At 48.1% G+C, this 23,095-nt stretch carries 16 protein-coding genes; 9 read left to right on the forward strand and 7 right to left on the reverse strand.

The window, feature by feature from the left end; all coding sequences use genetic code 11:
* Window positions 1-52: 52 nt before the first annotated feature.
* Together V5J35_RS00895 and V5J35_RS00900 are read right to left on the reverse strand one after the other, a co-directional pair.
* A complete protein-coding gene (locus V5J35_RS00895; protein ID WP_354011584.1) occupies window positions 53-1,273 on the reverse strand; it encodes a lytic polysaccharide monooxygenase in 1,221 nt (406 codons plus the stop codon).
* A 420-nt stretch (window positions 1,274-1,693) separates the two neighbouring features.
* Window positions 1,694-4,339: a glucoamylase family protein gene (locus V5J35_RS00900; RefSeq protein ID WP_354011585.1), complete on the reverse strand. Its 2,646-nt coding sequence runs from the start codon at window positions 4,337-4,339 to the stop codon at window positions 1,694-1,696.
* 360 nt (window positions 4,340-4,699) lie between these two features.
* On the opposite strand from V5J35_RS00900, the gene V5J35_RS00905 reads away from it, so the two are divergent.
* From V5J35_RS00905 to V5J35_RS00930, 6 genes are all read left to right on the forward strand, one after another.
* On the forward strand, window positions 4,700-6,205 hold the full coding sequence (locus V5J35_RS00905) for a sulfatase family protein (RefSeq protein ID WP_354011586.1): 1,506 nt from the start codon (window positions 4,700-4,702) through the stop codon (window positions 6,203-6,205).
* 176 nt (window positions 6,206-6,381) lie between these two features.
* The gene (locus tag V5J35_RS00910) at window positions 6,382-7,917 is read left to right on the forward strand and encodes an ABC transporter substrate-binding protein (protein WP_354011587.1); all 1,536 of its coding nucleotides are present in this window, start codon (window positions 6,382-6,384) and stop codon (window positions 7,915-7,917) included.
* Entirely contained in the window at window positions 7,910-8,857 is a 948-nt protein-coding gene (locus V5J35_RS00915; RefSeq protein ID WP_354011588.1) for an ABC transporter permease, read from the forward strand. Before V5J35_RS00910 ends, V5J35_RS00915 begins: the two co-directional genes overlap by 8 nt.
* Complete coding sequence (locus V5J35_RS00920; RefSeq protein WP_354011589.1) at window positions 8,857-9,654, forward strand: ABC transporter permease; 798 nt, start codon at window positions 8,857-8,859, stop codon at window positions 9,652-9,654. Before V5J35_RS00915 ends, V5J35_RS00920 begins: the two co-directional genes overlap by 1 nt.
* Window positions 9,647-11,116, forward strand: coding sequence for an ABC transporter ATP-binding protein (locus V5J35_RS00925; RefSeq protein ID WP_354011590.1), 1,470 nt, complete (start codon window positions 9,647-9,649; stop codon window positions 11,114-11,116). The genes V5J35_RS00920 and V5J35_RS00925 overlap by 8 nt, the downstream gene beginning before the upstream one ends.
* A 299-nt stretch (window positions 11,117-11,415) precedes the next feature.
* Entirely contained in the window at window positions 11,416-11,799 is a 384-nt protein-coding gene (locus V5J35_RS00930) for a hypothetical protein (RefSeq protein ID WP_354011591.1), read from the forward strand.
* A 118-nt stretch (window positions 11,800-11,917) separates the two neighbouring features.
* Here the strand turns inward: V5J35_RS00930 and V5J35_RS00935 are convergent, their stop codons facing one another.
* Window positions 11,918-13,417, reverse strand: a complete 1,500-nt coding sequence (locus V5J35_RS00935; RefSeq protein ID WP_354011592.1) for a sulfatase family protein — start codon at window positions 13,415-13,417, stop codon at window positions 11,918-11,920.
* A 588-nt stretch (window positions 13,418-14,005) separates the two neighbouring features.
* Between V5J35_RS00935 and V5J35_RS00940 the strand changes: the two genes are divergently transcribed.
* Window positions 14,006-15,070 (forward strand): hypothetical protein, encoded by a 1,065-nt coding sequence (locus V5J35_RS00940; protein WP_354011593.1) that lies wholly within the window; start codon window positions 14,006-14,008, stop codon window positions 15,068-15,070.
* A 279-nt stretch (window positions 15,071-15,349) separates the two neighbouring features.
* Here V5J35_RS00940 and V5J35_RS00945 read toward each other — a convergent pair whose 3' ends face one another.
* The 3 genes from V5J35_RS00945 to V5J35_RS00955 form a co-directional block, all read right to left on the reverse strand.
* Window positions 15,350-15,913 carry a hypothetical protein gene (locus V5J35_RS00945; RefSeq protein ID WP_354011594.1) on the reverse strand — a complete coding sequence of 188 codons (564 nt, stop codon included), beginning with the start codon at window positions 15,911-15,913 and terminating at the stop codon, window positions 15,350-15,352.
* 236 nt (window positions 15,914-16,149) lie between these two features.
* On the reverse strand, window positions 16,150-16,506 hold the full coding sequence (locus V5J35_RS00950; RefSeq protein ID WP_354011595.1) for a hypothetical protein: 357 nt from the start codon (window positions 16,504-16,506) through the stop codon (window positions 16,150-16,152).
* Between the two features lie 613 nt (window positions 16,507-17,119).
* Window positions 17,120-18,511, reverse strand: a complete 1,392-nt coding sequence (locus V5J35_RS00955; RefSeq protein WP_354011596.1) for a putative glycoside hydrolase — start codon at window positions 18,509-18,511, stop codon at window positions 17,120-17,122.
* Window positions 18,512-19,013: 502 nt separating this feature from the next.
* Here V5J35_RS00955 and V5J35_RS00960 point away from each other — a divergent pair.
* Window positions 19,014-20,300 (forward strand): putative glycoside hydrolase, encoded by a 1,287-nt coding sequence (locus V5J35_RS00960; RefSeq protein ID WP_354011597.1) that lies wholly within the window; start codon window positions 19,014-19,016, stop codon window positions 20,298-20,300.
* A gap of 137 nt (window positions 20,301-20,437) precedes the next feature.
* Window positions 20,438-21,856 (forward strand): CehA/McbA family metallohydrolase domain-containing protein, encoded by a 1,419-nt coding sequence (locus V5J35_RS00965; RefSeq protein ID WP_354011598.1) that lies wholly within the window; start codon window positions 20,438-20,440, stop codon window positions 21,854-21,856.
* 75 nt (window positions 21,857-21,931) lie between these two features.
* Here the strand turns inward: V5J35_RS00965 and V5J35_RS00970 are convergent, their stop codons facing one another.
* Complete coding sequence (locus V5J35_RS00970; protein ID WP_354011599.1) at window positions 21,932-22,921, reverse strand: LacI family DNA-binding transcriptional regulator; 990 nt, start codon at window positions 22,919-22,921, stop codon at window positions 21,932-21,934.
* Window positions 22,922-23,095: the final 174 nt, after the last annotated feature.

Here is a 23,095-nt window from a genome sequence, read left to right on the forward strand (position 1 = left end):
GCTAAAGTGTGAATTGTCAGGCACTGAAAAAACAGTGCCTGACTCCATTAACTTACAACCTTATCCACGCATCCTGCCAGGCTAACCCTGTTCCCGGAGCATAATAAAATGAACTCAGGTTACACCAGCCTGAGTCCGGGAATGGCTTGCACTGGTAAATGTTGCCATCGGTACCCTTCACTTTAGTTGCTGGCTGATAGCTGCCCAGGCCTTCAGGGTATGCATAATCATAATCCGTTACGGGTGGCTGGTCGTCTGACTTAATAACGGAGGTTGAGTAGCTGAAGTTTGTATCCGTTGCCCAGACCCGGTTACTGAAGACATTGTCTTCGTCGTACATCAGATGATTCATCTCTTCATGCCAGATGCCTATAAACATCTGGTTTGAATGGATGTCATTGACTTTCAATGCCAGGTCCCTTGCCCAGACACTGATATCAAGGTTGCCTGCAGTGACGACAATGGATTCATCCACTACTTCCTGACCGGAGCTATTGAACAGACGGAACCTTACGGTGTCATTCACCTCGGCAATATCATGGGCACTGGTCACATAAGAACCGATATTAACCAGATTGGGAGATGGGTCTGGATCTGGTCCTGGTGGAGGCGTTGTAGTCGCGTCGTCAGAAAAAGCCAAATCGGAACAGTTATAGAACCCCTCACCGCCAGCGTCATACCTTTGCCAGCGAACATACAGGATTCCGGTTCCACTACGTTCTGAAGGAATGTTGATATCCATCTCATAAAAGCCGTTTACAACCGGGAGATTATCATAGCTGTTAATCAGCTCCAGGTCTGACCAGTTCAGTCGCTGACTGGCAGAGTCAAAACCAGACCTGGTCAGGTAGATTCTCCAGAAGCTCGGGTTATGTGGCGCAGTAGCCCTGAACCTCAGTGTATGGCTGCCAGGTTGCAGAACGGTTTTCTGCCAGGCTGCAGAAGGGATATCCATTCCCGACTTACTAGTCGCTCCCGCACTACAGAGGTCACCATCGGTAACAACAGCCTCTACCGCACCCTGATTCAGGTAATCAATAACATTGGCAGAAAACTCATTCTTCTGTACAAAGGGATAAGTGCCTGACTGTAAAAATGCTGCCCGACAGGCGGCATTAGGAATCGTTGATCCATCAGTAGACGACCAGTAACCCCCATCGTCAGCACAGATAGTTTGTCGTGCTTTGGGGTAATCGGTCCAGCCATGGCCGTAGGAAAAGCTACACACTATTACCAAAGGTAAAAGTAGCAGTTTCATAAGATTGTTTCTCATTCATCTTCCTTGCGTTCATGAATACTTAATCAATTATTATCGATTTTCTGTTACTTCCTTGTGACACTATTATGGTGCCGTTATTTATGTTGCCATTAATTCAATACTTGTTTCCAGTGGTGAAAAAACTGGTCTGGAGTCTGAAGGTCAGACTCGATTTTTGCAGAAGCTTAGGGAAACAGCACTACAGAACATACCAGTAATCCGTCATTCTCGCGAAGGCGGGAATCTGACACGAACAGTGGGTCTCCGCCTTCGCGGGGATGACGATAGGATGTTTTTACCTGCTGCTTCCCTTAGTAACAATGATTCGGACAGTTTTCCGACAGGGTGACCATGAGAGACATCAGCGAAAATAGAGATGTCAGAATTGCCCATGAATGATAAAACGATCATGGGCGTATATCAGGAACTCAATAACTATGGAGCTATCGCTGCATTTAACGAAGTCCGCAGTCGTTTCACAGGAATAACCTTTTTCTCTATCCCCGGACCTTCATAGGAAACCGTAAACTGCCGCATACCGGTTGATTGAAAATACTCGGCAGATACAGGGTGTTCACCGGCTGGCAAATAAATCGTGCCGGAGTTTTCAATGCCTGCCTCACCCTCTATCACTTTTTTTCCATCAATTGTGAGCCTGTTCGGGCTGTTAGAATCCGTATAGAAGGTATAGTGACCGGATTGTTCGACAGTCAGCCAACCCTGATACAGCAGCCCGAAGTTCGTTGCCCGGTCTCGTGGTGTTGCGTGGAAGGTACTCACCTGAACTTCCCACTCAGGTGTCATCGCCGACAGGTCTGGCAGGTTGTCCGTATCCCAGCGACCTTCATTTTCAAAATAACTGACCATCAACCCCGCATCAGCATCCCTGACAAAGCCGCCTCTGCGATAGGCTTCCTGTATTTCAGGGGCTTTGTTATAGAGCTCCCAGATTAAACCTGTTTTATGGTTTTCAAGGGCGACAAAATTCGAAGTCGGATTCAGACTGACATATTTCCGGTGGTCGGCAGACCACCAGTCAGCATCCTTATTATAGGAGTCATAAAACCCATAGCCGCCGTAAACCTTTGCCTGGTATTTATCGTAAAGGTGGCGAATCGCAGGAATAATTTTCTCCGGGAGATAGGGTGTTGAGGCGACCAGCGCGCCCATTGAAATCGTGCCATTGTCGTCAATACCGGGTTTGCCTTCCACTTCGTGGCGTTGATAACCCCAGGGGTCGTGATCAGCCATAATGCCCCATTCCAGCTCACCATAAGCGGAGTGATCTTCAGGGTTCATCAACCCGTAGTTATATTGCAGATCAACCCGGCTGTGTGCGGTGTCCCAGAAGCTGACATAGTCATCCCTCAGGTCTCTGGGGTCTATGGCAATATAGTTGTGGTGGACTGAGTAAAGCGGTTCTTGCTTATTCCCCCCCCAGAGGCGGTTGCCATTGTATAGCTGCCTGGTGTCGTCATGTCTGGACAGTTCGCCGTTAATGTAACGGTTATAACTGATGCCACCACCGGCTGCCCACCCGGAGTGGTAAATCTCTGCCGGTATCGGGTGAGTAGGCGAACCCAGGGCCAGTACATACACCCCAAAGGTTTCCTGGAAGCTTTTTAACAAAAGGCTTTGTTCAAACCCTGTCGTTTGTGACCAGTGCCACATCAGCACTTCGCCTTCGGTTTTTCCGTCAAAATCACGGAAAAGGTTGAAGTCAACCGAGTGGTACAATTCTGAGGCCAGTTCACGAATTTCCGCTTCCAGCGCATTGTTTTCAGTGAAGTACTCACGAGCGACCAGCGCCCCCTGCAGGAACATGCCGGTATCGCTCAGGTTTGCGCCATCATCAGGACTGGCCAGTCCTGCCAGCCTGCCGGTATGACAACGCACCCAGCGTGGCCAGCCGGTCTGGAAGCGATCGGCGGATTTCATGAAACGCAGCATTTTCACCACGCGGCGGGCAGCGTCCTCACGATCAATAAACTCATTTTCCACCCCCGCAGCCAGAGCCATGGTAGCCATGCCCGTATGGAAAGGGCCGCAATTGTTGCTCTGGTTTGCTTTCTGGTATGAAATGCGGGTCATGCCACTGTGCGGATGCATATAGTCCGTCATGTAGCGGAATGTCGTTCTCTGTAAACTGCCCAGGAACTCTTCGTCGGACAGGTTTGCTGCTTTGCCCCGCCCGACATAAGTCAGCTCTGACTCTGTGCTACCAATCACGCTACTGACAAAGTAATCGGCTTCCTGAGAGTCATCCGCATCAAAGTCAATATACGCACTGACGGTCACCGGCTGGTCGTTCAGTTTCTCTCTATAGTCGCTACCAACAACAGAACGGTAAACGTTATACCCTTTAAAATCTTCCAGCCAGAAAGACGGGTCCAGATGTCTCCAGGCCACTTCAGCCGCACCGTGGACTGAGTTAACCTCCACCGCTTCGGGGCTGGCAGAAACCAGCCTGATATTATCGAGATAAAGTTCACCGCCGGTATCAGAGGTGAACAGTCGCAGCTCTTCAAGGGTAGAGCTGCTTTTATCCTTAAGCTGTCGTACATCAACAGCTATTGTAGACCAGCCACCGTTGACAACATTCCTGCTTATACTGGAAAAAAGCTGTCCCTCCAGTTTCATCTCCACTGAAGAGACCTTCTGCCCTTCCGGCACATAAAGATCCAGCATAATGAAGTCGGCTTTGTCGTAGTCAACCACGTTTGACGAGAAATCATGGCGAATAGACAGGTAATCATCTCTATGATTTTCCCAGGCAAGACTGAGGAAATAATCTTTTTCTGTCGGATAAGCGCGACGACCCTGTCTGACCATTGAGATTTCAACCGCTGCGCTTCCGCCATTCACGCTGAGTTCTGGTAATGTTTCGTCCGGTTCGTATCCAACAAGCAGCTTTGTGGCGATATCTGAAGCGGGAGGAGGAGTACCTGGAGAGGTGTCCCCGGTTGGTGGCACACCTTCAACAGTAGAAGGGGGATTATCACTTCCGGACTGATCGTTACAACCGGCTAACAGTGAGGCTGAAATACAAACACACAATAGTGTCCGCTTTAGCTTTATCATTGAGTTCCACTCGATGTATTTATTTCGACTTATATCTGTAACCCATCATTTGATACATAAAGATGCAGCTCCTGTGAAGAAAGCTTTAAAAGTTGGCAGATAATGCAGAAATGTTTCGTAACATGATTTTTTTTGCATCATCTTTCACTCGCTCCCATAAGTCACCACCTCTATTGTCTTTAATCAAAATAATTACAATACAAGTGACATACATCAACTTTAAAGCGCATTGCGTACACTGGATCAGATTATTTGGCAGCGCTGTATTGATATAACGATGTCGACTCTGTAGATTTACGGCAAACAAGAGAAACGTTTATACGCACTTTGCACCAATTTGCACCAAAAGGTTTAATAGGAATGTCCAAGCTTAAAAAAGCTTTGCTGGCAATGGCCGTTTCAGCGACTGTCCATAGTGCGGCAGTTGTTGCAGCACCTGTACCGGCCGCCTCTGTCAATACAGAAGCTACCAGGCCTAACGTCATCATCATCTATGTAGACGACATGGGCTGGGGTGACGTTGGCTACCATGGCTACAAAGATATAAAAACCCCAAACATTGATGCATTGGCAGAAGAAGGCACCTGGTTTTCACAGGCTTACGTATCCGCTTCCATCTGCGGCCCGTCCCGTGCCGGTATGATCACCGGTGTTCACCAGCAGCGCTTTGGTATCTACGGTAACTTTAACGAAAACCATATTCCATCCAGCCAGCCCCTGGCCATGGAAATGATGAAGGACATCGGCTATCAGACTGCCGTCATCGGTAAGTGGCATCTGGGTGAACTAACCGGCCTGCCTAACGAACGAGGTGCCGACTTCTTCTATGGCTTCCTGGACGGTAGCCACGACTACTTTAAGTCCACCACCAACCCTGATGCCCACATGCGTTTCGCGCCCATCTATCGCGACACCGAAATGGAGCCGCCTATTCAGCAAAGCAATGGCTACCTGACGGAACTGTTTACTGATGAGGCCATTGACTTTATTGATGAGGCAGTGAAAAGTGAAGATCCATTCTTTATGTATCTGGCTCACTTTGCCGTTCATCACCCATGGCAGGTACCCGAGAGCTACGTTGAACGGCTGAAAGATTTGCCGGTCGCTGAAGGCGTTGCCGGTGAGGAGCGCAGACACTTTGCAGGCATGGCCCTGGCACTGGACGATGGCATCGGTGAAGTGATGGACTCCCTGAAGCATCACGGCATTGACGATAACACCATTGTATTTTTCATGAGTGACAACGGTACACCCCGTGGCCAGGGCTTTGCGCAGCCTGTCCAGAAGCAGCGCGGCGAAACCACTATGTCCAGTCCCGGCCCATTCAACGGTTTCAAGGGTGATACCTATGAAGGGGGTATCCGTGTACCGTTTGTTGCACGCTGGCCAGGTAAAATTCCTGCAGGCCAGGAATACAAGCAAATGGTTTCCTCTATGGACATCTTGCCAACGATTGCCGCAGCGGCCGGCACTGCGCCCTGGTCTGGCGCTACACCGTTTGACGGTAAAGACCTGATGCCTTACCTGAAAGGTGAAATGGGTGCAGATGGACCCCATGAAACCATGTACTGGCGTCGTGACGACGATTACGCGATCCGCGATGGTGACTGGAAACTCACCTGGAACAGCCAGAGTGGCCCTCAGACTATCCGTCTGTTCAACATCGAAAACGATCCGGGCGAATGGGACGACCTGGTCAGCAAGCACCCGGAGAAAGCCCAGGAGCTGCAGAACAAGTTTGACGCCTGGGAAGCGACTCTGCCTGTTAACAAGCTGAGCTACAAACCTCAGAACCGTAACATGGGCTTCTACGCTGGTGAAATTACCGACGTCAAGGAATACAACAAAAAAGCCAGTGGCAGATAAGCACTGATCTCCTGACGATTTACCCACTTACTTCCAGCCCGCTTAACTAGCGGGTTTTTTTCATACAAAACGTTTTTAGCCCCGACACAGGCTTCCGGTAAGGCTTATGCGTGTAGGGCTGTTATCACCAGTTAATTAGTAGAAGTGTTTCAAAGTACAACCTAAGAATTTTCTAAATGTTTAAAAAAGCTTTTATCGTTGTAGCGATCATACTGACCCTCTGGCTGGCAACGTCGTATAAGGGCGTTGACCCGAATCAGACGCTGGTGATTGGCGCCCCTTTTGAGTACACCAGCCAGGATTTATCCAAAGACGGCTACATCTTTTCACGCTTTCAGGTCACTGAAACCCTGGTAGAAATTCAGCCAGACGGCAGTATACAACCTAAACTGGCTACCCACTGGCAAACCAGCGACGACCGTCTGACATGGCGTTTCACCCTGCGCCCTGACGTACTATTCCATGACGGGACAGTAATGACGGCAGAAGCTGTTGTCTTTTCCCTGCAACAGGCACTGGAAAAGCCCGGAATTATTCATCAGGTACCATTAAATAAGCTCTATCCTGAAGGCGATGTTGAAGTCGTTCTTGAACTGGAACAACCCTATCGACCATTACTCTCCGTACTGTCCCACTTTTCAACCGCAATCGCTTCTCCATCGTCTTTTGAGCAAAAAAGTGGAAGGGCTATTGCCATACTGAAAGGCACAGGTCCTTACCAGATCCAGCTCCTGTCCCCTCCTCACAAACTGGACGTGGAACGTTTTGACAACTACTGGGGAGAACCGGCCAGAATCAGGCAGATTCAGTACCTTACCGGCCACCGTGCTGAAAGCCGCGCCCTGCAGGCACGAAGCGGACAGGCAGATATCATCTATACACTTGACCCGGCCAGTATCAGCATGCTGGAGCAGGCACCGAATGTCGATGTTTACAGCGAGTCTATCCCCCGTGCGCTGCTGTTGAAGATGAATAATGAACACCCTTATCTGAATACTGTTGAAACAAGGCGAGCCCTGAGCCTTGCCCTGGACCGTGAAGGCATTGCCGAAAGAATTATCAGGGTACCCGGCTCCGAGGCCTACCAGCTGTTCCCGCCCGCCCTGGGGGACTGGCACCTGAAGGAGCTGGAAGGTCAGAAAAACCTGCAAAAAGCCAGAGAAATCCTGACAGCTCAGGGCTGGATTCCCGGTGCTGACGGTGTTCGCGTTCGCGATGGCAAACGTTTCAGCCTGGGGCTCGTGACCTACGCCGACCGCCCTGAAATGACGGTTGTGGCTACAGCTATCCAGGCGCAGTTCTGGGATCTGGGCATTGAAGTGACTATCTATGTCGGCAATTCCAGTGACATCCCTTACCTGCATCATCAGGGTACACTTGAACTGGCACTGGTGGCCCGGAATTTCGCCTGGGCCAATGATCCCCTGGCATTGCTGCTTGACGATACCAGAACCCACCTTGGCAGCGACTGGGGACACATGAACTGGTCCTCAGGGGAGTTAAACCAACTTCTCAGTGAAATGACCCTGACCCTGGACAGCGAAGCCTATTTCAAACTGTCACAGCAAGCCGCTTCGATTCTTGCAGAAGAGATGCCTGTTATTCCGGTGACTTTTTACACTCAGCAGATCGCTGTCAACAAACGACTCAATAACTTTTTCTACGATCCTTTTGAGCAAAACTACCGTACTTCGGAGATGTATTTTGATTAAGCAAATTCTTCTCAGGCGTACGGCACAGGCTGCTTTTGTTGCCTGGAGCGTAGGGACGTTGACGTTTATTATGATGCGACTGCTGCCCGGCGACTTTGCCTACCGTATCGCCGCCGGACGCTACGGCTATGATTATGTCAGCCAGGCGGCGGCAGAAGCCGTGAGGGCAGACCTGGGCCTTGATCGTCCCGCTATTGTTCAATATCTGGAATGGCTGGTAAATCTGCTCCGGTTTAACCTGGGTGACTCTCTGGTTTCAGAAAATCCGGTCACTCAGGAACTTGCCCATCAGCTGGGAAGCTCCCTGGAACTGGCTGTTTTTGCCAGTTTCTTTGCCCTGCTTATTGCTGTCCCTGTTGGACTTTATGCCGGACGACATACCGGCGAAGCAGGTGACCGACTGTCGTTAATGGTATCGGTCATACTCAGGGCGCAGCCCGTGTTTGTCATTGGCCTGTTGATGGTTCTTGCTTTTTCCCTGCAACTGGGATGGTTTCCCGTCGCCGGTTTTGGCAGCAGCGAATACCTTATTCTGCCAGCCCTCTCTCTGGCTCTGACGCTGGCCGCCCTATCCAGCAGGATGATTCGCAATTCAACCTGCGATGTCCTGGCATCACCTTTTTACCGGTTTGCCCGCTTCAAGGGATTAACAGAACAGCAGGCCTTTACGCATCACGCATCTCCCAATATAGCCTTACCGGTTGTCGCCTTTGTCAGCATACAGGCGATCAACCTGATTGAAGGTATCGTCATGATAGAGTCCCTGTTTTCCTGGCCGGGTATCGGCCATGCGCTGGCCCATGCCATCTTCGCCCGGGACGTACCGATGATTCAGGGGGCTGCGCTGGTTATGGGCCTGATATTTGTAGCGATCAATACGGTAGCAGACCTTATTGTATTCAAGCTTGACCCGAGACAGAGAGAAGAGGCCTTATCGTAATGAAAGCCGACATTCAATTAAGGCCCTCACAGTACCGGGGGGCTGCACTGCTGTTGTTCCTGTTGAGCCTGGTGGTGCTGGAAACCCTGTTCTGGGGACACAATCCGGCAAGTCAGAATCTGGATCAGGCCTTTCATGCGCCTACCCTGGCTGAGCCTCTTGGCACAGACCAGTTTGGTCGAAGCAACCTGGCCCGTCTTTCATCAGCGTTACAGACTTCTATCCTGATGGCTGTATTCAGTGTATTGACGTCCGCTACCCTTGGTGTGTCACTGGGCGTTGTCGCCGGTTGGAAGCGGGGCTGGATTGACCGGATTCTGTCCATTGTCGTCAATATTCTGCTGGCGTTGCCGGGACTGGTTCTGGTGCTGCTATTTGGCGCACTGGTTCCCGGTTCATTCTTCATTTTATATGTAGCGATCTCTCTGGTTCTGTGGGTCGAATACTTTCGGGTGATTCGTGCCAGAACCATCACTGTCATGAACTCCCCGGAAGTTGAAGCCTCCCTGCTGTACGGATTTGGCCCGTGGTATGTATTTAAACGTCATCTGTGGCCTGCCTGCAAGAAAGATATTTATACCCTGGCCTGCTTTGGTGCCGGTAACTCTGTGCTTGCACTGGCTTCCATTGGTTTTGTTTATGTTGGGCTCAGACCTCCCCACGCAGAACTGGGGCTGATGATGGTCGAACTGTTTCCTTATTACTCTGACGCCGCATGGGTGCTGCTCCAACCTCTGACCGCAGTCATTTTACTGGTACTTGGATTTCACCTGATTGCAGGAGGTGAACGTGAATAGTTTTACAGGTTATTCTGTAGCACGCAGCCAGCTTTCCTTCGATGAAGCAACCGCTGGCCCAAGAGAGTTGACTCCCGTTATCGAGATAGAAAATCTTTCCATTCATTCTGCAAATGAATGTATTGTCTCTGGCTTATCCCTGACGCTGACCACTGGCAACCCTGTTACCATTCTTGGCGAAACCGGTTCCGGAAAAAGCCTGCTGGCCCAAAGTATTATGGGGGCTTTGCCTGCCGGACTCACCTGTTCTGGTCATATAAGGCGTTTTGGCCGTGACGATCACACGCCGGATGAGCTGGAACAACTCTGGGGGGGCCATATTGCCATGCTTCCCCAGGAACCCTGGCTTTCTCTTGATCCGATTATGGCAGGCAAACGGCAGGTTGCCCTGGTTGAACAGCTGGTTAATGGTCTGTCAGAAAAAGAATCGGCAAACATTACCCTGAAACGTATGACTGAACTGGGTCTTGGCACTGATGGAGAGAAAGTGCCTGACCAGCTATCCGGAGGTATGGCGCAGCGCCTTGCTTATCTATGCGCAACCGCGGCAGGTGCAGATGTCCTGATTGCAGACGAGCCGACCAAAGGGCTGGATGCCAGCCATAAATCACGGGTTATTGACCTGTTAAAGAAACAAAGCGACAAAGGCTCATTACTCACCATCACCCACGACATTGATGTCGCCAGGGCAATAGGAGGTGACCTGATAGTCATGCGACAGGGAGCTTGTGTTGAACAGGGGAAAGCTCATGACATTCTTCAAAACCCGGCTTCTGCTTACGGCAAGGCACTGATTGCCGCCCACTCCCCGGAGTTCCCAGCAGTAACCACAAAGGTTTCATACGACAAAAGCCCTCTGGTGACTTTCAGGCAGGCCAGCAAAACGCGTGGTGGCAAATCACTGTTTTCAAACCTGGACCTGGCCATCGCCGAAGGTGAAATAATCGGCCTGTCAGGGGACAGCGGAGCCGGTAAATCCACTCTTGCAGACATGATACTGGGACTTGTTAAAACCGATGAAGGGACCGTCTGGCACTCGCCCGAACTTACCCGTGGAAAAATGTTAAAACTGTATCAGGATCCGCCCTCTGCTTTCCCCCGGTCCATAACACTGAGCCAGAACCTGAACGATCTGTGCAGCCTACACAGCCTTAATAAAGCTGAAATACCACAGTGGCTTGACAGGCTCAGACTGGATAAAGAACTGCTTGAGAGAAGACCCTCGCAGGTTTCAGGCGGTGAGCTGCAACGCTTTGCTTTACTTAGGGCGTTGATGATGAGACCGAAACTTCTGGTTGCAGACGAACCTGTCTCCCGGCTGGACCCGATAGTCGCTTCTGAAACACTCTCATTACTGCTAAAACATACCCGGAGAATTGGTTGCGCTTTAATACTGATCAGCCATGACAAGGTAGCATTAAATAAAATTTGCGGCCGAATAATAAAACTTGGTGGAGACTGAGCCTTCCCGCAAGCCGACCAGCGTTGAGTTACTCATGCGTTTTCATACCCGGGGTGGAAACGCAACATTTCAACTCGCAACTACTTTAAAAGCAGGTCACTATCACTCAGTACACCGCCGGTTCTTATGATGAATAAATTGACCTGTATCAGAATTGTTTAACTTTGCGTAATATTTTGAGCTACTCCTGATCATAAGCGTTAAAAGAGCATTGAACTCACCTTTTACCTTCTGTAAAGTTAATATTGTCGAAACAATTCGTATAAATTCTTCTAATCGTTGTTGTTTAAGAGTAAAAGATGAAAAAGGCTATCGTAAGCGTATTGTCAGGTATCGTTCTGAGTACTTCCATGAGCGTTGCCACAGCTCAGGCTACTCCAACAGCCCACGCCGATCAGGTGCCACCGCAGTTCATGATGCGCTACAGGCAACAGGTTCAGGAAAAGACTCGCGTACTCAACCTGTCTGAAGACAAGCAGAAGCAACTGATGGAGCTGAAGAAAAATCTGTACCGACAGCAGCAGGCCGCAAACAAAGAGTTTCCAAATGACAAGAATGCCCGTAATGCTGCCCGCAAAGCTAACCGAGCCAGTTACAACAACTCCGTCAACAACATGCTTACACGAAGGCAGCGCAGGGACATGCAGAAGTGGAGAGCGTCACGCCGTAACAACAAGGCGTAATACTGGCCACCTGACCGACAGAGCCTGATCTTTCAGGCTCTTTTTATTTCTCCTGAACAACCCCTTCTGTGATCCAGGGGCATCAGCAACAGATGCCCTCATCTGCATAATCAAGGCATTAAGGTGTATTACGGTTAAACTCTTTGACGTTTACCCGATGCCCCTTATCGTAATCAAAGTTTCGGTTCGTAGGTCTGTGGCTGAGCCTGTTGACCGGCAGACTGGCCTCCCAGGCATCAAACTTATCCTTGAGCTTCTGAGCTTTCTCTGGCTCCCTGCCGACAAGGTCATCCCACTCACCCGGATCTTCCGCCATATTGAACAGACGGATGGTTCGAGGACCATGTGAACGGTTAAAAGTGAGCTTCCAGTCGCCATCGCGAATGGCGTACTCTTCGTTACGACGCCAGTATAATGTCTCGTGAGGGATGGCATCCGCAGGCTTTTCACCGCGAAGATAAGGCAGCAGGTTGGTGCCATCAAACGGGAACATGCCTGTATTGGTGCCTTCAAACAGGGAGGCGATGGTTGGAACGATATCCAGCGCGCTTACCATTGGCTCATACTTCAGGCCAGCCGGAATGACGCCAGGCCATTGCATGACAAACGGTACACGAATACCTCCTTCATAATTAGTGCCTTTAAAGCCATTGAAGGGACCGGGGCTGGACATAGTGGTCTCGTTGCGCTTTTTGCGACGTGGCTGGGCAAAGCCCTGACCGGCAGGAGTACCATTGTCACTCATGAAAACAATCAGGGTATTGTCGTAAACACCCTGTTCTTTCAGGGTATCCATGACTTGACCAATGCTGTCGTCCAGCGCGAGGACCATTCCGGCAAAGTGCCGGCGTTCTTCACCAGCAACACCTTCCTTCACTGGCAGGTCTTTCAGTCGCTCAACATAAGATTCCGGCACCTGCCATGGGTGATGGACAGCCAGGTGGGCAAGATACAGGAAAAACGACCTGTCTTTTTTAACAGAGCGCTCAATAAAGCCAACGGCTTCATCAGTGAACATCTCAGTCAGGTAGCCGTTCTGCTCCTGAATGGGAGGAACCACTTCGTCATCACGATAGATAGGAGCCAGCAGTAGTTTACCTGTGTCTACGGTCTGGGAACGGAAGTAGTCATGAGAGCCTCCCAGAAAGCCATAAAAAAAGTCAGCGCCACGCTCATTCGGCTTACCTGTCGGGTCGCCAAGGTGCCACTTTCCAATGACAGCTGTCGCATACCCCTGGTCTTTCACTATTTCCATCGCCAGCGGCTGGTCACGGGGAATATGGTTTTCGCTGGAATTGCCATAAATGCCCATTCTCTGCTGATAGACACCGGTCAGCATACCGGAACGGGATGGAGCACAAACAGACTCGGAAACATAAGCCTGAGGAAAGTGCGCCCCATTGGCTGCCAGTTTGTCAATATTCGGTGTCTTAATATCGTCAAAGCCGTGGTAGCCGACATCTCCCCAGCCCATATCGTCGGTAAAGATGATGACAATATTAGGCTGCTGTTGAAGTTCTGCGGGTCGTGGTGCCGGAACCGGGCCTGCAGAGGCGCTGCACGCCAAAGCTGAAAATGTCAGCCCTAAGGCAGCTTTTTTTAAAGACGGCAAAGTCATCAGGTTGTCGTGCCCTTTTACTGTAAAAAGTAGGACCACTTCCACTACAGGCGACAGTCATTCTAGTTATCGCTGATAGATCAATGATAGGAAGTTGAGTTCATAAGTGTAAAAACTGCGCACTCTATATGGATCAAACTGAGAAAAAAACACCAAAGAATTGTTTCTATGATACAAGTCAGTAATCTGCCCAAATCATTCAATGTTCGTGCGCTCAACAGGCCTGTTTAATTGTAATGTTGTTTAAATGCACAAATAGCTGATACAAGCAGATACAGAGTTGTGAAACGTTTACCATTTACAACAGGCTGAATTAGACAGCAGGAAACTGGCAAAGAATGACACAAGTCAAACATTGGCAGCTTTTTTCAGGTCTTTTTTAGTGTTCAATTTTGCGAAAAGCCGTGACTTTAGGGTTCTGTAGCCATTTTTAACGAAAATAAATGTACTTACTCGATATTGACGATAAAGGTCGAAACGTTTATCTTTCACGCTGTTCAAATAATTTGCTGCCCGTATGAAACCGTGTAGGTAATGCAGCTCTTTTATATTCCAGCGGTAACGGATAAGGATTAGCGGAAAAATCATATGAAAAAGCTACTACTTCCTCTTGTATTTGGCTCAGTTGCATTACCTGTTACGGCACTGGAGAAACAAGTTGTTGAAGCCTGGGAAGAAAGTTTGAATCTTCCTGAGATCAGTGCGGATGTTTTTGATAGCTACAATATGTCTGCTAACAATGCACGTAATGCACGCAACGAACGACAGCGAAGAAGACGAAACAATCCTTGGTTGTATAAAAATGGTCCGAAGCGAACCCGTATCTTTTCGGGTATTGAGCTATCCGATAACACCTATGAAAACAGAGTGCGTCGCAGCGAGTTTAAAAAAGTTCTGTTCGACGGTAACACCAAATTCCATCCTAACTGGCGTATCCGTTATGCCATGAATGAGTCAAATGTCAGCCGTGGAGAAAACGGCGAGCTGATTGATGCTCCAACCCGCTGGATGAAACTGGCTCCACGATTTGAACAGGTTTTAAGCCCTACCGCTAACTGGTTTGCCGAGTTTGAATATACCAACTTCAGTGGATTTGGCAGAAGCAATCAGGGTGGACGTTTAAATAATACAGACACCTATATTATTAAAGTCGGTGGTAATAAGCGTTTTGGTAACCACAACTTTAATGCTCATGTTGACTATCGCTACAGAGAACAGAGCTTCTACATTGATGATGGCTCAGAGATTGATGAGACTAATAATTATGAAACGCAGGACCCTCGTTACCAGGTAGGCTATCGCTATCGCCTTAATCGCCATGTTCAGTTTCAGTTAACGCGTAACCAAAATAAAAATCACCTGGGTCAAACAAACCTGAATCAGTTTGGTAAAGTAACACTCAGTCATTCATTATTTAACGGTTTTCGTTCAGAGTTCTCTTTTCAGAGAAATAAAAACTACAACAAAGATACAGATACCGGTTATTTCATAAACCGTTATAATTTCGTGAACACTTACAGAATTAATGAAACCATGCAGGCTTTACTGGAAGTCTCCTATCGTAAATACGATCGTTTTTACACAGGAAACTTAAGAGGTGCCGGTGACAGAAAGCAGTTGTTCACAAAAGCTGGCATTAACTTCCATTTTTAACTGCTCTTGACTGGAGAGGCACCTGTTAAAATCTCCTGATTGCCTATCCAACTGTATTGCTTTTTGATATGCCACGAATCAGTGTTCCCACATTGACTGATTCGTGGATTTTTTTAGTATCGCAAGCACTTCATCTCTTTTAAGCCCCCTGTACCTGACATAGCATGCTGACAATCCCTGTAGCGAAACCCACTCCCATGATTCTGGATGGGAATGGGATTTTGTTTAACGAGGTGCCTGGTCAGCTCATTCCGGAATCTGACCCGAAGACTGAATTCATTACCCTTTTTGCCTGTTCTGTTCGGGAATCGGTTCCTGGTTACAGCTCAGGCTGTAATCCAGTCGTGTCCTGTTTTCAGGGTTATTTAAGTCAAAGAGATCAAAAGACAGTGCCAGCATAGCCGTTTTGTGCTCAAAACCAATACCAAAGGCAACAACGCCGTCGCTGATGGTGATTTCCCACTGATCACCAGCTTCTGGCATATTGTCCTGATTACGTAGTTCCCGTTTGCCGTTCAGGTCAAATAGGGTAAGGGACATTTCTTCGTGTTCAATTCTGACTTCAGAGAGTTCGAAACCAATTTTATCTCCGGGGTTTACTTCCCCCCCAACAAGCCACTGTTTCGGCTCCCTCAGAATAAAGTCGTCGCCTGCGTAGGTCATCCTGCCATTACGAAAGAACATGATTTCACCGTCGTTATAGCAATCATGGAGTTCGTTAATATCAAAATCGAAGCGGGCCTTCATTGGGATTGTATCAGTGGTTGACGCAGAATCAGCAAAGCTAACGGGAGCAAAGGTTAATACACCGGCTGCCATTGTGGTGAGTAAAGCTCTAAACATGGTTAATTACTACAGGTGCGTTGTTGCTTCATTCGACAACGTGTCAACAGACAACAACAATTGTTAATTAAAAGGGGGGTATATAGTCAAACATATTTGCTTTGACTTCAATGATCTGATGCAGTTTTTCTGACAGTGTGAAAGCTTTATACGTACGGTTAAGTCAATAACGGAAAAAGATCATGCCCAGACAGTTATTACCCGGATCATGATCTTTTTACTTCGTGATATTTAAATCAGCGTCTACGGTTTTGCCACGCAGACAATTGTGCAGGTGTTGCAACTTCACTCACGCCTGCCATAAATTCCTGAAAGTTTGCATCACGTGCAATTTTCTTCTGATGATCGTTCTTGTCAGATTTGTTAATTTCATGGAAGCGATTATGACGGTTAAGGTTCAGTTGCAGAAGCTTTGCAGAAGCAGCCTCATCCAGTCCCATAACTTTGACCATTTCATTGTTGATTTTATGAACCTGGGCAGGAATATTCGACTGGTTATTGCGGGCTGGACTTGGCGCGCTATCTGTTGTAGCACAGCCAGTGACAGACATGGCTAAAAAAAGAGCGCACATAGAGCCGGTAATCTTTCTCATCGTTATTTCCTATTCATTCTTACAGTTGTGGACTTTATGTTGAGAATCAGGACAGGCAATAAAAATCTGCCTGGAGTAATCTTCTTTTTCTACACTAAAACTTTCAGGTGATTTATGAACACAGCACAAATTAAGAACAACGCTGCGTGCATAACTGCCAGCAGGTGTTGTGATATGTTAGCTATAGTTGCTGCTGTTTTTTTTGAGCTATGACAATGTTTCGAAACGTTTCTTTACAAATAAGTGACCGGTGCCTGTCACCATCGCTTATGCCAGTATTCTGAGTGGCTGCGAGAAGTGGGAAAGTATGGAAAACCTTGCAACTTACAATGCCAGCTGATTCCGCCAGTTCTTCCCTTATCAGTGGGGTATGTCTTCATGAGTAAGAGAAAAACGGAGGTTTTTACAATTTGATTATTCGATCAAAAAAAATTAAGACTGATTTTCCTGGAACAAAAGACCTGATGAGACTTTTGCCCTGGTTTTTCTGTTCATACAGAGTAGCAAGGTACAAAGAACATAAAAAAGCCGAACTAACAAGTAACCATGTTAATTCGGCTTTTGAAAATAAGTCGGCGTCACCGTTTAAATAATAAGCGTCCTGATTCGCTTATTAATTCCTTTGGCAGTAGCCTTCCGTAATTTCATTGCCTGGTGCTGGCTGGAGCGTTACGTTAATCAGTCTGTAGGCAATGCCTTGCAGTGTGTCCTGGCCCCTGATATCAGCAGGCGCGAGGTGCAGGGCGTTTTTTACGTTCTGAATAATGGTGGTGTCAACGGTGCCGTCCGCACGGGTGATCAGCTCTTTAACGGGTACTTCAACCCAGCCCCAGCCTCCGTCGGAGCAGTTTTCATCAAGCTGGATTTTGTTGGAGTTGTGTCCTTCTGTTTCAAAACTTACCTGTAACTGGCGAGTTGGGTGCAGGGCGTAGTCATCAACGCGCAGCTGGAATCTGAGAACACCATTTTCCACAAACTCAGACCAGTCCATATGACTATTGTTCGGGTCGAGCAGCAGGCCACCCCTGCCAGCGGGCTGGGACTCAATAAAGGTCACTAGCAGATGACGGGTATTGTTGTTGTCCTTATTAACAACCTCGGTTCTGATTTTTGTGGTTCCACCACCATTCCATGTTTTGTATTTTCTTGCCCAACCGGTGAAGCCATCATCAATATCCGCATTGTTGCTGCGCGTAAACATATTATGAGCAGATTCAGAAGACAGTGTTCTGACATTGTCCGACTGTTCACACTGCAGTTCATAACGGTGGCCTGTTGAATTTGGCACAAAGCGGATATTGCTCAGGTCGATATCCAGGTTGTTTTCGCTGTGCAGGCCAAAAGGCATGATAGTCTGGCTGAAATCAAACTCATGCTCCTCAGTGTTGAAGCAGGCGAGAGGAACCCGTACCGTCTGCTTTTCTCCGCCAGAGAAAGCGTTGAAAGCGCCCGTGATGTCTATCGTTTGCTCTGAGATTCCGGTAGGGCTTGGTATTGGCGGTAGTGGGTTTACAACGGACAGATTCTCGTGGCTCATTGTCAGGAAGACCCTGGAGCCTTTTGCTGGTTTGCTGTTGACTTTCAGGTCAAACTGCAAGGTACCGTCAACCGTTGACTCAGACAGGTCAATGATATGCCCGGTGGTGCTTGTCATCATGACAGAGCCTTTATTGTTGCCAGCAATTTTTATGTTGACCGGGTTTCCGTAAAGCGCTTGTTCACCATTAGTAGGGTCGACTGTGAGTACTGGCTGAGTGGTCATATTACCAGCTTGCAAAGCCAGGTCTTCCGGAATATCAAATGTAAAATTATTTCTGTTAGTAACCCGCATATGAAAATCGCGGGTGGTTTCCGGGCCATAAATGACTACTTCCTCAGCTACAACTTCCGGGGGCTGTGGAGCCGGGTCTGTTGAATCCTGACTGCTGCTATCATCACTATTGCAGCCTGCTAACATTGACAGCGAAAGACTGCCAAGAAGTATCGATTTAACGGTCTTATTCATACAAAATCCTTACTACACGGAAATCTGTTGTGGTTGTTAAAGCCTGAAGTGTGCCAAGCCTGCAATAAACGACTTAATCTATCATCATGATTTGCAGAAACGTTTCCGTAAAAGCGATAGTACGGCAGTAGACAAATAGATTCAACCAATACCAATATTTATCATGTTCTTTTGATTTACATCAATCTATCAACATAAAAACCTATAAAAAAAACAGACGGATGCGTATAGGAAAGGCGCTCATATTTTTCTGAAAAGCCTTTGTTTATGGGCTTTGAGAAAGTTTCCATATCGTTTCTGGATCATCATGCGTGGCTTCTGGATCACCATGTGTGGATGTGCATGGTCTTGATATTGACTGATAACTCACTTATTCTCACCCCACCAATGAAACGTTTCAATTTTCATGTTGATGAGTCCCTTGAATTATCGGTACTTCAGGAAGTTACTTCTCCTCATCACTGGCAATACCTATTTTTTTATAAAGAAGCTGGATATTTCTATGAATAATGCTGTCAGGTCCCTGATTCTCGGTGGTTTATCGGTATCTCTACTCACCGGTTGTTTAGAGGATGATTTCGATTACAGCTCGAACCTGGCTCGAAGAACTTACCTGTACGGTCAGGACGCTTCCTATAACATGATGTTTCAGATTGAAGATCGTGCAGGCATGACCGCTGATGTCATCCCGGGCATTCCTGTTGTTCGCGATAACATTATTGCCAGCGTAATGGACAAGCCCGTTGAAGAGCGGGGCAATATCAGTGTTCAGGTCACTAAGGGGCAGCCGGCTAAAATACGACTGAAAACCGCCAACGACCTGCCTGTCGACCTGGGTTACTACGAAGTCGGAGGGACTATCCAGTTTGCTGTTCGTGTTCATGACCGGCCACTGGAAACTGAAGTATGTGATGAGTTAGGGGGCAACTGTTCCTACGACATTAAATCCATCAGGATGACGGCGAGTACGGATAAGAATGTAGAAATTGCCGACCCGTACTATGTTGACCTCACCAGCGCTTTTCACGCTATTGCGGGATCTCCGGAATACCAGACCATTAAAGTTCCGACCAGTTGTTTCCGTGATACGCTCGGAAGCTTCAACAAGACAGTGATTCCTCTCGAAATTCACTCTGAGTCTGACGTACGTTTCGATATCAGTGAAGTCACTATGATTCGTGAAACGGATACAGCGGGTGATGTATTACGCTGTACTGATCCGGTAGACACCAATGAAGTCATTCGGACAGATGATGAGGGTGTATCCTGGTTGTACAAAATGAATGATAACGCCCCTTCTACAGGCTGGGCCAGAACACCTGCTTCCTGGGGGTCGGCGTCACCAAGAATCAGCTGGCAGGGGCAGTCAATGGTCGTGCATTACAACAATGCCAGTCCGGGCAGCAATGGTGGTGTCCTGTTGCGTACCGCAGATCAGGAGTTCAAAGACGTAAGTCGTCTGATTGACAACGGCTACCTGCGCTTCTGGATCATTGTTGAAGATTACGCCTCTCACCCGACAAAACAGATTCAGGTCAATATGGAAGGTGATCGCTCCAATAACTCTCAAGTGGTTTATCTTGAGCCTGGCTTTGCAGAGAATAAAGGCGAATGGGTCACTATTCCCCTGAAATCTCTCTTTACCCGCGGTAACGGAGCCATTGAGCATACACTGGCTTTGAACCTGAACAAGGCTCTGAATATTCGTGCGCGGGGTGTTAGCGGCAACGATACCCTCAATGGCGTTAAGTTCAGAGTGTCCAATATTCAGCTGACAACAAATCCCTGACGCGACACCCCGGCCTGTTCACCTTCCAGAACTGACAGGTTTGCAGGCTCATTCTACCGAGTGAGCCTGTCCTCCCCTATTGCCCGTTACCCCATGGCGGGCTTTTTTAAAACAAAACGGTTGTACGGAGACATAGCATGTTTCGCAGAAAAGTGCTGAGTGCCTGTCTGGCGAGCTTACTGGCTGTATCGGTTGGTGCAGATGCAGATGATAAAGATCGTCAGTGGCTGGCTGGCGATCACCATGTTCACACTCACTGGAGTGTGACCTTTGATATGGATGGCAATTTTATAAAAGGTGGGGATGCTAAATATTCTTATCTGACAAACACGACGATGGGAAAAAAGTTCGGCCTGAGCTGGATTGTTAACACGGATCATGGTGATCCGGGTCACTCCATGATCAACTTTGAGCATGCCTATCCTGAACTGCTTGAGACGCGTAAAGCCGTGGATGATATGGTGATCTTTTACGGTCACGAATGGAACATTCCTGTACACGGCCATGCCACCCTGATTCTGCCAATCAACGACCTTGAGCGTGAGACTATGCGTGACTTCCAGCGCCAGTTTGGTCGCAAGGAAGCTGGAATTGAAAGTCATCGTAACGCCTACATGCTGGAAGGCCTGGAGTGGCTGGACAGGTTTCAGGAAAAGCCCCTGGTATTCCTGAACCATCCAAGCCGATCCTCCCGTGAGCTGGGTAAATTCCGCCAGATTACACCACCCCGTATGAAAGGCTGGTACGATATGGCACCTGAAGTACAGGTGGGTATGGAAGGCGCCCCGGGTCATCAGGCGGCTCCTGTTCGTGGTGGTTACGGCGGTGCCCCGTCTGTTGGCGGCATGGATCAGATGACAGCTGTCGTAGGCGGTGCATGGGACCATATTCTGGGCAGTGGTCGCCCTTACTGGATTACCTCCAATTCCGACTTCCATAAACATACCAGCAACCTTTATCCGTTGCGTAATAACCCGAATGAACTTGCTCCGGGTAATGACTACTGGCCGGGTGAATACTCTAAAACCTGGGTTTATGCCGAGAAAGAATACTCTGATATCATGGATGGCTTACGCTATGGTCGTATCTTTGTCACCTTTGGTGATCTGATTAATGCGCTGGATCTCAACTTGAGTACTGCCAGAGGCGAGAACGGTGCGACAATGGGCGACACCCTCAATACAGGTGGTGGTGTGGAAAAACTTCACCTGAATATTGATATCGGTGCTGCAATGGAGCCTAACCACAACGGTGATCTGCCTGTTCTGAACCGTGTCGATATTATTGTCGGTGCGATCCATCCTGATATTGATCTCGAACCCGATACAAACTCAACGACTAAAGTGCTGAAACGTATTCACAAGGATGAATGGAAGATCGAAAATGGTCGCATCATTCTGGATGTAGAGATTCCGCTTGACTACGAAAAAGGCTATGTACGTCTGCGTGGCACCAATACCGATACACTGGAGCCTCAGCCGTTTGACCGCAATAACCCGGACGACGAATGGGAAGATTTGTGGTTCTACTCAAATCCGATTTTCTGGTCTGAATAACAGGATGCACGCTTAAGTCAGCATTCAGGACCCCACAGGCACGCGCAAGTGGGGTCCCCGAATCGCCGAGACAGGTTATACGCTTTCGCGCTCAATCAGCCTGGTTGCCTGAATTCTTAACTTATTTAAGTCTTTGGCCGGGCTTTTAATGGCTTCGAACAGGATTTCGGCAGCATTTATACCCATTTCGTATTTCTGGTGGGATACCGTTGTTAATGGAGGAGCTGCAAATTCTGCCTCACGAATGTCATCAAAGCCGATAACTTTTATATTCTCCGGGATTTTCAGGTTATTTTCGCGGGCGGCACGATATATGCCCAGGGCCATCTCGTCATTTGCTGAGAATATGGCGTTCGGTACGGTGCCTTTATTAAACAGGACTTTCATTTTTTGATAGGCACCCTCCTCAGTAAAATCACATTCAAGAATATGATTGTTGTTTATTGTGGCACCACAGAAACCCAGAGCCGCAATATAACCTTCCAGTCGCTTCTGGCTGTCATAAGAACCTTTGGGGCCGCCCAGAAAGTAAACATCTTTACATCCACTTTGTACTAATGCTTTCGTGGCGTTGAAAGCTCCGCCAAAGTTATCAATCAGAACACTGAAAATATGGGGTGATTCCACTTCACGATCCAGCACGACCAGCGGCAGATCTTTGGAAGCGGTAGACTTGAGAAAGTCGTCATCAAATGAGTCAGCAAGGATAATTGCGCCATCCACCATACGGTCACGCAGGTATTTGTAAGCCGTGGAGTTTTCTTCGCCATAAAGGCTGCAGGCTACCAGATCATAACCTGCCTGATGAACGGCTTTTTCAATCCCCCGTGCAATTTCACTGTAAATAGGGCCAAACCATGAGTTGAAAAATATACCGATAGCACGGGTATGTTTTTGCTTAAGCAGTTTGGCGTTGCCATTTGCAACGTAGTTAAGTCGCTTCGCTACATGCAGCACATGCTTACGGGTTTCAGAACTGATCCTGTCTTTATTATTTATTGCGTAAGATACGGTTGAAATGGATACCCCCGCTTCTCTGGCTACATCTTTAATAGTGGCTTTCACAAGTTTACATCTCTGATGGTCTGATGAGGTGACATTTTCACCTGCAACGTTTTGTCTGTTCACATGCATATTCTGGATTACGATATGCTGTGTTGCATGATAGTAATTGAGTGAAACAATTATATTGATATATGGGAAATTATCCAATTCAAATCATTTTATACACGTATTAGT

The sequence above is a fragment of the Endozoicomonas sp. NE40 genome, assembly GCF_040549045.1.
Taxonomy (GTDB): domain Bacteria; phylum Pseudomonadota; class Gammaproteobacteria; order Pseudomonadales; family Endozoicomonadaceae; genus Endozoicomonas_A; species Endozoicomonas_A lisbonensis.

Coding starts and splice junctions, on each gene's coding strand:
- V5J35_RS00895 (WP_354011584.1), bottom strand. CDS start 1,273: ATGAGAAACAATCTTATGAAACTGCTACTTTTACCTTTGGTAATAGTG.
- V5J35_RS00900 (WP_354011585.1), bottom strand. CDS start 4,339: ATGATAAAGCTAAAGCGGACACTATTGTGTGTTTGTATTTCAGCCTCA.
- V5J35_RS00905 (WP_354011586.1), top strand. CDS start 4,700: ATGTCCAAGCTTAAAAAAGCTTTGCTGGCAATGGCCGTTTCAGCGACT.
- V5J35_RS00910 (WP_354011587.1), top strand. CDS start 6,382: ATGTTTAAAAAAGCTTTTATCGTTGTAGCGATCATACTGACCCTCTGG.
- V5J35_RS00920 (WP_354011589.1), top strand. CDS start 8,857: ATGAAAGCCGACATTCAATTAAGGCCCTCACAGTACCGGGGGGCTGCA.
- V5J35_RS00930 (WP_354011591.1), top strand. CDS start 11,416: ATGAAAAAGGCTATCGTAAGCGTATTGTCAGGTATCGTTCTGAGTACT.
- V5J35_RS00935 (WP_354011592.1), bottom strand. CDS start 13,417: ATGACTTTGCCGTCTTTAAAAAAAGCTGCCTTAGGGCTGACATTTTCA.
- V5J35_RS00940 (WP_354011593.1), top strand. CDS start 14,006: ATGAAAAAGCTACTACTTCCTCTTGTATTTGGCTCAGTTGCATTACCT.
- V5J35_RS00945 (WP_354011594.1), bottom strand. CDS start 15,913: ATGTTTAGAGCTTTACTCACCACAATGGCAGCCGGTGTATTAACCTTT.
- V5J35_RS00950 (WP_354011595.1), bottom strand. CDS start 16,506: ATGAGAAAGATTACCGGCTCTATGTGCGCTCTTTTTTTAGCCATGTCT.
- V5J35_RS00955 (WP_354011596.1), bottom strand. CDS start 18,511: ATGAATAAGACCGTTAAATCGATACTTCTTGGCAGTCTTTCGCTGTCA.
- V5J35_RS00960 (WP_354011597.1), top strand. CDS start 19,014: ATGAATAATGCTGTCAGGTCCCTGATTCTCGGTGGTTTATCGGTATCT.
- V5J35_RS00965 (WP_354011598.1), top strand. CDS start 20,438: ATGTTTCGCAGAAAAGTGCTGAGTGCCTGTCTGGCGAGCTTACTGGCT.